Source organism: Halorubrum tibetense, assembly GCF_055396225.1.
Map to the genome: position 1 here is coordinate 66,614 of NZ_AP043742.1, position 13,723 is coordinate 80,336.

The 13,723-nt window shown below is 69.9% G+C and carries 8 protein-coding genes and 1 pseudogene; 6 read left to right on the forward strand and 3 right to left on the reverse strand.

Features of this window, described 5'->3' with window-relative positions:
• Positions 1–176: 176 nt before the first annotated feature.
• On the forward strand, positions 177–1,529 hold the full coding sequence (locus ACZ5TV_RS00320) for an adenylosuccinate synthase (RefSeq protein ID WP_379780647.1): 1,353 nt from the start codon (positions 177–179) through the stop codon (positions 1,527–1,529).
• A gap of 61 nt (positions 1,530–1,590) precedes the next feature.
• Positions 1,591–2,739 (forward strand): acyl-CoA dehydrogenase family protein, encoded by a 1,149-nt coding sequence (locus ACZ5TV_RS00325; RefSeq protein WP_379780649.1) that lies wholly within the window; start codon positions 1,591–1,593, stop codon positions 2,737–2,739.
• Between the two features lie 245 nt (positions 2,740–2,984).
• On the opposite strand, the gene ACZ5TV_RS00330 is transcribed toward ACZ5TV_RS00325, so the two are convergent.
• Positions 2,985–3,713 (reverse strand): bacteriorhodopsin, encoded by a 729-nt coding sequence (locus ACZ5TV_RS00330; RefSeq protein WP_379780651.1) that lies wholly within the window; start codon positions 3,711–3,713, stop codon positions 2,985–2,987.
• Position 3,714: 1 nt separating this feature from the next.
• Positions 3,715–5,397 (reverse strand): annotated as a pseudogene (locus ACZ5TV_RS00335) (methyl-accepting chemotaxis protein).
• Between the two features lie 232 nt (positions 5,398–5,629).
• Between ACZ5TV_RS00335 and ACZ5TV_RS00340 the strand changes: the two are divergent.
• The 4 genes from ACZ5TV_RS00340 (at position 5,630) to ACZ5TV_RS00355 (ending at position 8,891) form a co-directional block, all read left to right on the forward strand.
• Positions 5,630–6,118: a YeeE/YedE family protein gene (locus tag ACZ5TV_RS00340; RefSeq protein WP_379783377.1), complete on the forward strand. Its 489-nt coding sequence runs from the start codon at positions 5,630–5,632 to the stop codon at positions 6,116–6,118.
• Positions 6,115–6,594, forward strand: a complete 480-nt coding sequence (locus ACZ5TV_RS00345; protein WP_464383988.1) for a DUF6691 family protein — start codon at positions 6,115–6,117, stop codon at positions 6,592–6,594. Before ACZ5TV_RS00340 ends, ACZ5TV_RS00345 begins: the two co-directional genes overlap by 4 nt.
• Positions 6,595–6,657: 63 nt before the next feature.
• Positions 6,658–8,433: a MutS-related protein gene (locus ACZ5TV_RS00350; protein WP_464383989.1), complete on the forward strand. Its 1,776-nt coding sequence runs from the start codon at positions 6,658–6,660 to the stop codon at positions 8,431–8,433.
• Positions 8,434–8,435: 2 nt separating this feature from the next.
• A complete protein-coding gene (locus tag ACZ5TV_RS00355) occupies positions 8,436–8,891 on the forward strand; it encodes a DUF8009 family protein (protein ID WP_379782871.1) in 456 nt (151 codons plus the stop codon).
• 25 nt (positions 8,892–8,916) lie between these two features.
• Here ACZ5TV_RS00355 and ACZ5TV_RS00360 read toward each other — a convergent pair whose 3' ends face one another.
• Positions 8,917–13,698 carry a DUF7997 domain-containing protein gene (locus ACZ5TV_RS00360; protein ID WP_464383990.1) on the reverse strand — a complete coding sequence of 1,594 codons (4,782 nt, stop codon included), beginning with the start codon at positions 13,696–13,698 and terminating at the stop codon, positions 8,917–8,919.
• Between the last annotated feature and the right edge of the window lie 25 nt (positions 13,699–13,723).

The following is a 13,723-nucleotide window of genomic DNA, read 5'->3' on the forward strand; positions in this document are numbered from 1 at the left end:
TGTGCCGGCGGTATCTCGGCCGATGTCCCGCCGAAGTACGGGCGTTTCGATCCCCATCCGGATACACAAACGACGATACCCACGGAAACAGGACGGCGAATCAGTACACGTTCGTGGAACAACGTCGCCCACGGACCGTAATCTGTTTTACCCCCCGGTCGGAAGGGGGTAGCGGTATGACAGTCACCATCGTCGGCTCCCAGCTTGGAGACGAGGGCAAGGGCGCGCTCGTCGACCGGTGGGGAGGGGACGCGGACGTCGTAGTCCGTTATCAGGGCGGCGATAACGCCGGCCACACCGTCGTCGAAGGCGGCGAGGAGTACAAGCTCTCGTTGGTCCCGAGCGGGGCCGTTCGCGGGACGGTCGGGGTGTTGGGCAACGGCTGCGTCGTCAACCCACGAACGCTGTTCGAGGAGATCGACGCGCTGCGGAAACGCGGGCTCGACCCGGACGTGCGCGTGGCGCGCCGGGCGCACGTCATCCTCCCGTATCACCGCGTGCTCGACGGCATCGAGGAGGCGGGGAAGGCCGAGGACGATTCCGGCGTCGAGGTTGGCACGACCGGCCGCGGGATCGGTCCGACGTACGAAGACAAGGCGGGGCGGCGGGGGATCCGCATCGGCGACCTGCTCGATCCCGAGGTCCTCCGCGACCGCCTCGAGTACGTCGTCGCCCACCAGCGGGCGGTCGCCGAGGAAGTGTACGGTCTCGACGTCGACGAGTCGGAACACGCCGACGCGTTCGATGTCGACGCCCTTCACGAGGAGTTTGCAGGCGTCGGTGAGCGACTCGCGGCCGACGGGATGACGGTCAACTGCAGCGATTTCTTGTACAACCGTCACGCGGCCGGCGACCGGATCCTCTTCGAGGGCGCACAGGGAACGTCGATCGACATCGATCACGGCAACTATCCGTTCGTCACCTCCTCGAACCCGACGGCGGGCGGGGCCGCGGTCGGCTCCGGGCTCGGCGTGACGACCGTCGGTGCCGGCGAGGTCGTCGGCATCGTGAAGGCGTACCTCTCGCGGGTCGGGTCCGGACCGCTCCCAACGGAGCTCGACGGCGACGCCGACGAGGAAGCGCTCGCCGACGAGATCCGCGAGAAGGGCGGAGAGTTCGGCACGGTCACTGGTCGACCACGACGGATCGGCTGGCTCGACCTCCCGATGCTGCGACACGCCGCTCGAGTGTCGGGCTTTACGGGGGTGGCGATCAACCACGTCGACGTGCTGGCCGACCTCCCGGAGCTACAGGTCTGTGTCGGCTACGAGCTCGACGGCGAGCGGATCGACACGGTGCCGACGACGACGGAACGCTGGGAGCGGTGCGAGCCCGTGTACCGTGAGTTCGACACCTGGGAGACGGTGGACTGGGCCGCAGTCGCCGAGACGGGGTACGACGCGCTTCCCGAGGCCACCCGCGAATACGTCGAGTTCGTCGCCGAAGAGGTCGACGCCGCCGTCTACGCGGTCGGCGTCGGCCCCGACCGGGAGGAGACGATCGAGCTCGTCAACCCGTTCGACGAATAAACTAACCGTTCGTTCTTCGTTGTTCCACGAAGGTTATTCGCACGGGCTCCACACGGAGCGTATGGAGCTACTGGACGAGAGTATCGTTCCGGCACACGCCCGGGACGTGAAAGGGGAGGCGCGGGAGTTCGCGGAGGAGTACATCGCCCCGAACGCGGAGGCGTACTACGAGTCGGGCGACTACCCGTGGGAGGTGTTAGAGGCCGGAATGGACGCCGGGCTCGTCGCACAAGACATCGGCGAGGCGTACGGCGGCAAGGGGTACGACCTCGCACAGATCCTCGCGATCGCGGAAGAGTTCTACCGGGCCGACGCGGGGATCGCGTTGACCCTCCAGCTCGCGAGCTTCGGCTGTGAGATGGTCGAACAGTACGGCACCGACGAACAGAAGGAGGAGTACCTCCGGCCGGTCGCCGAAAACGAGCAGATCTCCGGACTGGCGGTCTCCGAACCCGAGACTGGCTCGGACCTCGCGGGGATGACGACCAGCGCCGAGAAAGTCGACGGCGGGTACGAGATCACGGGCGAGAAGTACTGGGTCGGCAACGCTGTCGAGGCCGACTGGCTCACGGTGTACGCCAAGACGGGCGACGGCGAGGACCGCTACTCCAACTACACCCTGTTCATCGTCGAGACCGACTCGGACGGCTACGAGGCCGAACACATCCCGGAGAAGATGGGGATGCGCGCCTCCAAGCAGGGTCATATCGTCTTCGACGACTGTTTCGTCCCCGAAGAGAACGTCGTCGGTAGCGAGGGCGGCGGCTTCTACGTGCTCGCCGACTTCTTCAACCACGGCCGGATCGTCGTCGGCGGCCACGGGCTCGGGTTGGCCGCCGCGGCCATCGAGGAGGCGGAGGAGTTCGTCCACGGCCGCAACGCCTTCGGCCGCACCGTCAACGAGTTCCAGGCGGTCCAACACACGCTCTCGGACATGCGGATCGGCTTCGAGTCCGCCCGCGCGCTCAACTGGCGCGCCTGCGAGAAGGTCGCGAACCACGAGAACGCCGGCTACTGGGCCGCCCTCGCGAAGACCAAATCCACGGAAGTCGCCACGGACTGTGCCGAGAAGGGCATGAAGCTCCACGGCGGCCGTTCGATCCTCACCGACCGACGGATCGCCCGCGTGTACCGCGACGTCCGGATCCCGGTCATCTACGAGGGCGCGAACGACATCCAGCGCAACCTCATCTACCGGCAGTCGCGCTGAGGTCAGCGGTCGGGTATCAGTACCCGCCCACCCGGCGACGGCCATTTATAAACGCATCTCCGGGGCGGTGACGGCCATTTATACGTGGATCCTCCGTTCGATGACGGCTGTTTATACGTACGTCTCCGGTCCGGTGACGGGCGGTTATCAGTAACTCACTCCCGGATCGGGAGTGGTTATAACTAGTGTCGATTCACTCGGGGCTCGATGACACCGCCGCCCGGCGGCGGATCGGCCCGTGAGCGTCAGTCGTCCGCAGGGGCGCTGGCCCCGGTCACCGCCGCCGGTCGGTCGCCGTCGACCGTGTCGACGTAGCCGATCGCGTCGGCGCTCGCGACGGCGACGATCGCGAAGCCGACCTTGGAGACGAAATCCAGGTAGACGAACACGAGCATCTCCGTCGAGGCGGTCAACAGGCCCAGCCCGGTCGGCGCGAGCAGCCAGACGACCGGGTACAGCGTCCACAGGACCACCGTGATGTTCCGGAGCGTTCCGAAAACCGCCCGTACCCGGTCCGGCTGGCTCGCCGCCGAACGCGGAAGTACGGTGAGCAACCCGTAGACGAGTCCGACGTACGCGAGGGTCGCGACGCCGAACGCGGCCCACGAGACGAACCCGGTCGTGACGACGGCGACGGTGCCGCCCGCGATGACGACCACGTCGACCGCGATCAGCGCGACGATGACCCGCCGGGACGGCCGGGCGAGCAACGCGAGGTAGAGGATCAAAAGCGGCGTGGTGAGCAGCCAGTCGACGTATCGCGCGACCGGCAGGACACCGCCTCCCGTGGCGACGTTTCCGGCACCGAACCCCATCACGGCGTATGCGAGCGCCGCGATCCCGGTGACGCCGGCGAGCGTCGCGTAGTACTCCCACTCCGACGGGCGTCGATACCACAACCACAGGGACGGGATCGTTCCCGCGAACATCCCGAGTGCGCCGATCCACGCCCATAGTGTCGCGTCGGCGAGCATCTCAGTTCACCCCGCCGTCGTCGCGGAACTCGAACGCCGACCGCTCCGGCCCCGCGCTTTCCGCTACGTCGGTTCCACCGTCGGACGTCGCGACGGTACCGGACCCGCCTTCGACACTCGCGGACGGACTGTCGGTGCCCGATGGCGTGTCGGTCTCCGCCGCGTCGGCGTCGTACTCGAACCGTCCCACGGTGTCACGAAGCGATCCCGCGCGGTTCGAGAGCGACTCGGCCGCGTTCTCGACCGCGGCGAGGGTCCGCTCCTGCTCGTCGACCGCGCTCGTGACATCGGCGGCGGCGCTGGCGGTCTGCGTGCTGATGGCCGACACGTCCTCGACGTGGCCGACGACGGTGTCCACCGTCCGCGCCTGCGACTCCGTCGCTTCGGTGATCTCCGCCATGCTCGTGTCGGTCCGTTCGGAGGCCTCCGCGAGCCGTTCGAGGGCGTCGATGGAGCGCTCGACCGTCTCGACCCCGGTCTCGATCCGCCGTTCCGTCTCGGCGATAGAGTCGACGCCGGCTTCGGCGCGCGCTTGCACCGCCCCGATACGCTCCTCGATCTCGCCCGCGGACTCCTGTGTGCGTTCGGCGAGGTTTTTCACCTCCTCGGCGACGACCGCGAACCCGGCACCGTCGGCGTCGGATCGAGCCGCTTCGATCGACGCGTTGAGCGCGAGCATGTTGGTCTGTTCGGCGATCTCGGCGATCGTGTCGACCACCTCGCCGATCTCCTCGACCTCCTCGGCGAGCGTCTCGATCTCCGCCGTCGTCTCGGCGGTGACCGTCTCGACCGCGTCCATCTCGTCGAGCGCGGCCTCGGCCGCCTCGCGGCCCTCCTCGCCGACCCGCGCGGCGTGCTCGGCCGTCTCCGCGACCTCGGTGACGGTGGCCGCCACCTCCTCCGCGGAGGAGGCGAGCGACTCGGCCTCGTCGGTCGTCGCCTGTAGATCGTCGCGTTGGGTGCGTGCCCCCTCAGCGATCTCCGTGACTGCACCGGAGACGGTCCCGGTCGTAGAGCGGAGGTCGTCGGTCCGCTCGTTGACCGAACCGGCGACCGCGGCGGTGTCTTCGGCGACAGTCCCGACCGACGCGACGGTCCCCTCCAGCTGTTCGGCCATCTCGTTGAACGCGACGCCGACGCGTCGGATCGGCTCGCTCTCACAGTCGGGGTCGACCCGACGGGTGAGATCTCCGTCGGCCAGCGCGCGCATGGCTTCCTCGTATGCGGTCGCCTTCCGCTCGATCGCCGCGGCGCGTTCGTCCGCTTCCCGCCGAGCCGCTTCGGCGTCCGCGCGGGCCTGCTCAGCCTCGGTAATCTCGCGTGTGAGCGACTCGCGCATCCGGTCGAAGGCGACGAAGAGCCGCCCGATCTCATCGGTTCGGCCGGTCCGGAGGTCCACATCGAGGTCACCGTCAGCCATCCGTTCGGCTTTCCGGGTGAGCTGGCGCAGCGAGATGACGGTGTTCGACCCCACCGTCACGCCGATGAGCGCGATACCGATAACGGCGAGCAGCGTCATTCCGATCAGGCCGGAACGGAGCTCGTCGCCCGCGGGACCCAACTCGGCCGCCTACCCGTACACGACGACCCCGTACGCCACCGAAACACCCATCACCCCGATCAGCGACGACGCGAGCTTCACGCCGTAACTGCTTCTGATCCGGGATACCGGTTGTACCGTCATTTGACGAAGAACTGTACGAATATCTCACATATAAGCGCCAACCCCCGCGTATCAGAAGCGATAACGCGCCGCGTGAGACGGGAGCGACCACGGCCTTGGAACCCCTCGACTGACCCGGCGGGTTCAAGAGACCGGCAAGGAGGGTACGAGAGACCGGCAAGAAGGGTGCGAGAGACCGGCAAGAAGAGCCCGGGAGCGGGAAGTTTAGGCCGACAGACCACCCACGGGAAGTATGAACGAAGCCGTCCTGCTGGTCGAGACCCTCTTTCCGCGGGGGATCACGCAGTACCTGATCGGCGGGGTGCTCATCGGGCTCGGGACCGCGATCATCTACGTCGGAACCGGGATCCACGCCGGCGCGAGCACCTTCCTCGAATCGACGCTGTCGTACGGATCGAAGCTCAAACGGTTTCAGCAGCCGAAATTCGTCGCCTCCCGCGACTGGCGGGTGGTGTTCACGCTCGGTATCGTCGCCGGCGCGGCCGGCTACTCGATCGCCCTCGGCGACTTCGGATGGACGACGGAAGTCCAGCCGTGGCGGCTGTTCCTCGGCGGGGTCCTGATCGGGATCGGGACCCGGTTGGGGAAGGGGTGTACCTCCGGTCACGGCGTCTGTGGCGTCGGCTCCGGCTCGCGGAGCTCGATCCTCAACGTTGGGATCTTCATGCTCGTCGCCATCGGCGTCGCCCAGCTCGTGATGGCCGCGGGGGTGACGCCATGAGCGGTGCTGGCGTCGTCGCCGACCACGAGAGCCACCCGCTGTTCCTCCCGCTCGTCTTCCTCGGCGGGGCGGTGTTCGGAGTCGGGCTCGCGGTCAGTCAGATGGCCCGGCCGGAGATCGTCTTGGAGTTCCTCCAGTTCCGTGATTTCGGGCTGGCGTTCGTGATGGGCGGCGCGAGCGTCGTCGTCGGCGTGACGTTCTGGGCGCTCACGCTGTCGGGTCGAAGCGCCCCGCTCACCGGGAAGCGGTTCGGCCGGCGGCTCAAGTCGCTGGACCGGGACGTCGTCGTCGGCGGCGGCGTCTTCGGCGTCGGCTGGGGACTCTCCGGGATCTGCCCGGGCGCGGCGTACGCCAGCCTCGGGATCGGCAACGTCGTCATCCTCTACGGCGTCGCCGGCATGTTCCTCGGCGCGTATCTCCAGGGGTACCTCCGGGAGTCGCGGACGGAAACGCCCGCCGCGGCTACCGCCGACTGAGTCGCGAGTCCCGAGGCGCCGCGTGGACGAAAACGCCAAGACGCCGGGGCGACACCCCGACGTATGCGACTCGAGGACTACTGGGGGATCGGTCCGAAGACGAGCGAGCTGTTGACGGCCGAGCTCGGCACCGAACGGGCGGTCGAGGCGATCGAGTCGGCCGACGTGCGCGCGCTCGTCGACGCCGGGCTCCACCGCGGCCGCGCCACCCGGATCCTCCGCCGGGCGACCGGCGCGGCCGCGATGGACGTCCTCGCGACGAGCGACACGCGCTCGGTGTACGACGACCTGCTCGGGCTGGCAGCGGGGTACGCGCTCACTGACCACGCCGCCGACCGGATCCGGGTACTCACGCCGTGTCCGGACCGCGCGGATGTCGAAGCACGGCTCGACCGCGTTGTCGCCGCCCGCGACGCTTGGGAGCGACTGAGCGACGCGGATCGGGACCGGGTCGTCGAGGCGTTCGCCGAGTACGACGCGGCCGGCGGGACCGACCGCGCAGCGGTCGAGACCGCGCTCGCGCTCCGCGAGGTCGGCCTCGACGGGTCGACGTTCGACGCCCTCGCCGCCCTCGACGACGACGCGCTCCGCGAGGCGGCCGAAGCCCTCGGCGACATCCGAGGGTCACTCGACGGCGACGTGACGGTGGCGAGCGGCGCGGACGCGGAGCTCGACCGCCGGCGCGACCGGCTCGGCGCGGCCCGTGAGCTCTCGGACTCCGCGTTCGACGTGCTCGAACGGGTCCGAGACGGTGAGCTCCGCGACTTCGAGGCGCTCGAAGCCGCCACTATCGATCACGTCGCGAGCGAGACGGGCGTCGACCCCGCAACAGTACGAGCGGCTGCCCCAGAGGACGCGCTCGACGCCGCCGATTTCGTCTCGGCGACCCTCCGCGAGCTAGTGACCGAGCTGGAGGACGCGGTCGCCGAGCGCGAGGCGACGGTTACCGAAGCGCTCCGTGACCGGATCGGCGACGCCGACGGCGACGTCGTCCGGGCGGTCGAGGCGGTGTCGGACGTCGCCGTCGACCTCTCCCTCGGACGGTTCGCAGCGGCACACGACGCGGTCCGTCCCCGACTCGTCGACGACGGCGTCGCGGTCAGGAACGCCCGAAACCCCTTCATCGACGACCCGGTCCAGCCGGTGTCGTACGCGGTCGGCGATCACGACCTCGACGAGGGCGGGTGGGAGTCGTCCGAGCGCCCGCCGGCCGGCGACCGCGTGAGCGTCCTCACCGGCGCGAACTCCGGCGGGAAGACCACCCTCCTCGAGACCGTCTGTGCTGTCACGCTGCTCGCGTCGATGGGGTTACCCGTGCCCGCGGACGAGGCGGAAATCGGATCGTTCGACCGGATCGTGTTCCATCGCCGACACGCCTCGTTCAACGCGGGGGTGTTGGAGTCGACGCTCCGGTCCGTGGTCCCGCCGCTGGTCGAGGAGGGGCGCACGCTCATGCTCGTCGACGAGTTCGAGGCGATCACGGAGCCGGGGCGGGCGGCCGACCTCCTCAACGGACTCGTCGATCTGACCGTCGAGCGTGGGGCGCTCGGCGTGTACGTCACCCACCTCGCTGAAGACCTGAGCCCGCTACCCGACGCCGCCCGCATAGACGGCATCTTCGCCGAGGGACTCACGAACGACCTCGCGCTCCGGGTCGACTATCAGCCGCGGTTCGGCACGCTCGGCAAGTCGACGCCGGAGTTCATCGTCTCGCGGCTCGTCGCCAACGCCACCGACCGGACCGTCCGCGGCGGCTTCGAACACCTCGCGGCCGCGGTCGGCGAAGAAGCGGTACAGCGAACGCTCTCGGACGCGCGCTGGTCCCCGGACGGTGAGTAACGATGGCGGACGACACGCAGCGGGAATCGGACCCGGCCCGGATCCGATCAGTGGCGGTCCACCGCGAGGACGTCGCGAACGCGCTGGAGGCGAGCCTGCGGAGCGACCGCGTCGTGGTGTTGCGGGTGACGCCGCCGTTCTCCGGGCGGATGCGCGCACGGCTCCACAGCGTCGACGCCGATCCCGAGACGGGGTCGACCGACGGGGCGACACGCCCCGCGGGACCGACGGGGCCGATCCACCTCGACCCCCGCGCGCTCGTCGAGGAGTACCCACCGTACCCGGAGGTCGACGAGACCACGGCGGAAGGTCCGGGCGACGACGTCGAGGCGCGCCGCGAGCGACACGGGGAGCGAGTCGAGGCGTGGCGTGAGACGGTCAGAGACGCGGTCGGCGGAACCGTTTCCGTCCCGGTCGCCGACGGAACACACGAGGTAGCGGTCGTCGCACTCGGCTGAGAAACGGGAGAGCGGGTCGAACGGGTCAGCGACGGATCCGCTCGACCGCGGTGCCGGACTCCGCGAGTGCCTTGTCGGTCGCCGCGGCGACGACGATCGTATGTGCGCCGATCGCGGCGTCGAGCCGTACCTCGAACTCCCCGTCCGTCGGCGTGACCGTGGTGGATCGTCCCTCGAGGGAGACGGCGACCACCGCCCCGTCGGTCTCGCCGGAGACGACGAGCTCGTCGTCGACGACGTCGGCGACGGCCGTGAGCTCCGGCCCGTCCGGCCGGTCGGACTCCACGTAGCGGTCGCGGACGAACGCCGGCGTCTCCACCGGCTCGCCCGCGTCGACCCCGTGCGCCAACCGGATGAACCCGGCCATCGACCAGGCGAGCGGCGTCGCCCCACCGGTCCCTTCGCCGAACTCCCAGCCGTACTCCGTCGGGTGCTCACGGTCCCACACCTGCTCGGGGAGCATCCGACCGTCGTTGCCGAAGCCGGCCATCGTCTCCAACAGCGCGTCGGGCTCTAACGCGTCCTCGTCAGTGCCGCCGAAGCCGTCCGGGCCGTCGGCGCGAGCGCGGAGCTCGTACTCCCCGCGCTCGCCGGTGAAGATCGGCCAGAGCCGACCCTCGCCGTTCCCCATGCCGGCCCACGGCGCACCGGGGTCCTCCGAGCCCAGCTCGCCGTAAGCGTCGCCGACGTAGCGGTACCACGCGGGGCCGTGTGGCGTGTCCACGCGGATCGCGTCGTCGACGACCGCCACCGAGTTGCGGACGACGGGGTCGTCGGCCGGTTTCACGCCCAACCGAACGAGCTCGAGGAAGCCGCCGTCGACGATCTCGCGCTCGTCGTACGTGGGGCCGTCGTTGGCGATGGTGCGGGGACGCCCGGTGTCCGGGTCGCCGTCGGCGGTGATCCGGAGGTAATACGGCGTCTCCGCGTGCCGTTCGGTGCCCGTCTCCGTGGCACACCACTCCTCGATCCGGTCGGTCCAGTCGTCGGCGAGCGCCAGCCACGCGAGCGCGTCGGCGCGGAGTTCGACCGGATTCGGGATTCCCGGACCGTCCGGATCGACATCCGTCGGGTTCCCGGACGCGGTGCCCGTGTCGTCCGCCCCGTCGACCGTGACTCCCGTCCGGCCACCGTCCGCGGTGGCGGGCTCGCCGCCCGTTCCCGCGATCCGATCGGCCTCGGCGAGCGCGAGCGCGGCCCCACAACAGAGCCCGGCGATCTCCGCGGCGATGCTTGACGGCGAGTAGCCGGCCTCCTCCTCCCAGCGCTCCTGAGCGGTCTCCGGCCCGTTTCGCGCGACGTAGCCGAGCGACCGCCGGACCTGGTCGTACGTGTAGTCGGCGTCCGACAGCGACACCCCTGCCTCGTACAGTTGCCAGGCCATCACCGAGGGGTACGCGATGTTGTCCATCTGCTCGCCACCCCACCGCGTCCGCCCGTCGATGTAGGAGTTCTGGGGGAGGAACCCGCTGTCGTCCTGCTGGACGTTGTAGAGGTACGCCAGCGCGTCCGCCCCGCGTTCGACCTCGCCGACCTCGACGAGGGCGGTGAACACCTGATACAGGTCACGCGACCAAACGAAGTTGTAACCGTAGCCGCGGTCCTCCGCGGCGTACTCGGTCTCACCCCACGGCACCGACGGGCTGGCTATCCCCGCGCCGTCCTGTCGTTTGTCCTCGACCGCGGCGAGCGTCATGAGCGCGAACCGGTACTGCGTCAGGAGGTCCTCGTCGCCGGTCACGGACGCGGGAAACTCGCGGCCAGCGAGCCACTCGCGCCACGTGTCGGCGTACGCGGCCGAGACGTCGGCGAACCCCTCGGCGAGCGCGCCCTGTGCCTCCCCGAGCGCGGCCGCAGTGTCGGACTCCTCGGCGAACCCGAGCGCAACGGTGTCGGAGACCGTCGTCCCGCTTCCGACGAGCCCCGCGAGCACCACGTTTCCGGTGGCCTCGGTCGATCCCTGTCCCCGCGCTCCGCCCGCGAACAGCTCGTCCAGTGCTTCGTCGCCTGCCGCCAGCGCGCTCGCCCAGTCGAACCCGTCCGTGGCCGTGAGCGCGAGCGCGACCTCGAACGGTTCGCCGTCGTCGTCGACCAGCTTCCCCGGGGGACGGTCCGTCTCCTCGTTGCGGGCGAGGAGATGGTACCGGTCGTCGCCGACCCGCGACCCGTGATCGTCGGTGCCGACGTTCGTCAGCGTCGTGTCGGCCAGCGCGTACACGTCGTACTCCCGGCCGCCCTCGAATTCGACGTCTGCGAGGATCGCGTTCCCGGTCGTATCGACGGCGTACTCGACGGTCAGCGTCCACGTGTGGCCGTGGCCGTCGCCGGTCTCCCGTATCGTCTGCGTGTAGGCGAGCGCGTCGTCGGCGCTCGGCTCCGTCGTCCGGGTGATCGTCTCCGTTGTCGTCAGGTGGCTCGTCTCGTCGAACGTCCGAACCGTGTATCCCTTCTCGGGGTTAGTGACGAGGAAGTCGAACGTCCGGAGGTTCATCACGTCGATCCGGGGGAATCGGGCCTCCGTCAACGCCCCTTCGGTCAGCGTGAACCAGACCGGCACCGGGTCGGCAGCGTCGTGGTCAGCGGGAGTCCCAACGCCGAACTTCCGACCGGTCGTCCAATGCGGCGCTTCGGGGCCGGTGGGGCGCTCGTGGGGGACCGGTAGCGCGCCGTGTCGCGCCAGCGTCGCGGTCGCGTCGATCCGGAGCCCGTGAGCCCACGCGATGGGGGTCGCGCTGTCGAGGTCACCGTCGTCGAACACCTGTTCGGCGAGCAGCCCCGCCTCGTTGGTGAACGGCCCATCGGGCTCGCAGCGCTCGTAGAGCGCCTTCGCGTCAGCGAACAGCGGGTCGGGATCTCCCCCGTTGTCGTCGAGGAGGCCGCCGACGGTCGCGGCCGCGGTGGCACCCCACAGCGTCGCGATCGACCACACCTTCGCGCCGCCCTGCTCCGCGGTTCGCCAGTCGTCGCCCACGAACCGCACCAACCCCTCGACGTTCGCCGTCTCGCGGGTGAGCGCGTCGATCGTGGTCCGGACGTGCGTCGCGACACGGGAGACGAACGCGTCGAGGTCGACGTCGTCCGGAAGCGGCGGAAGCGCTCCCGTCGAGCCGTCGTCAGTCGCCCGTTCGCTCGCGAGCGCCTCGTACTCGGCGGCCGCCTCGGCGAGCGCGAACGTGCTGGCATCCGCGCGCTCGTCGCGACCCGTCCCGTTCGCCCGCTGCGGGAACCGTTCGAGCTCGGGGATCCAGCGGTCCTCAAGCCCCTCGACGGCCGCGTCCGCCGCGTGGGCAGCCCGCTCGCGGACCGCGTCGTCGTCGATGGGCGACCGTGCGACCGCGGCGAACGCCCGGAGATACGCCGCCCCCGCGTGTGTGAACCGACCGAGGGCGTTCTCCCAGCAGTTCTGACAGCGACGCGGGAGCCCGTCCGCCTCCAGCGTCTCGTGGAGGAACCCCACCCCGTCGACGATGGCGTCGTCGATACGTCCTCGGAGGTCGGCTGGGACGTCCGTCGTCCGGCGGAGCTCGGCAAGGAACGCGATCACCGACGCCGGCTGGTCGAGCTGGTCGTTCGGGCCGGTTCCGTCTGCGGACTCGATCCGGGCGTTCGCCCAGCCGGGAGCGATCTTCCCCGAGTCCGCCCAGACACGGTGGGGCCAGCTCCCGTCGGCGTCCTGTGTGCGACAGAGGAACGCGGCCGAATCGATCAGCTCCTCGGTCGCGTCCAAGCCGAGCTCGCGGCTCGCGTCGAGCAGCGCGCTCGAGGTCTCCGCCTCGTCGCGGAACCAGGTGTAGCCGTACCCACCAGACGTCGCGTAGAACGGGTCGAACTCCGGTCCAGCGAGGCGGCCGCCTCCGTCCGCAGTGAGGAGGTCGAGCGCCCGGAGGTCGCTCTCGACCAGCGCGCGGCGTGGGAGACCTTCCGGGGTGACCGGTGCGAGGTCGGCCGCGGCGTCGCGAACCTCGTCGGCGCTCGGGTAGTCGGCCGCGATCCGCGAGACGGCGTCGATCCGACGGCCCCGGTCCGCGTCCTCCGCGATGCGCTCCCCGGCCGACCGAGCCTCGTCGCCGGAACGACTCCGGTCGTCGACGACGGTCCGACTGACGAGGGTGACTCGTTCGGTCCGCGCATCGCGCTCGAACGGCGCGCGCACGACGACGTCGGGCGTGAGCCGCGAGTCCTCGCGCTCGTCGATCTCCCCGCGGTGCGGGAAGCCGCCGTCGTCCTCGCCGAGCAGCTCGGCGATCGTCTCCTGCCGACGGCCGTGCGCGGCCGAGAGGCCGTTCGAGGCCGCGAGGAAGTCGTGCTCCTGACGATGGTACACCTCGACCACGTCCCCGTCGTTCGGGCCGGCGGCCTCGTGAACCAGGTTGCCGACGCGCCCTTCGACCATGTCCGGCGCGAACGCGCAGGTCGCGACCAGGTCCGCGTTGGCCGGCGGCGCGCCGCGGAGCTCGACGTGCGTGAGGTGGGTGCCGTCGACGACGAGGTCGAACTGGTGGACGGTGTAGCGTCCCGCGTCGTACTCCGTCTCGACGAGCGGTGACCCGCCGTCGTAGTGTTGGCGCGTGGTGTCGAGCTCGTCGAGCCACCGGATCCCCCCACCGCCGGCGATACCGATCCGCAAACGGTCGGTTCCGCCGACGCCCGAGAGCGCGTACGAGCAGTCGTGGCTGGCACCGTCGGGCCCGACGTGCACCAACCGACCGCCGTCACCGGTGAACGCGCCGACGGTCGTGGGGCGTTCCGTCGGGTAGCGTTCCCCGCGGCGGCGTTTGTGTTCCGTGATCGCAGTTCGCAGTCGCATGGCGAATCTCGCGGCCGCGTGGGCA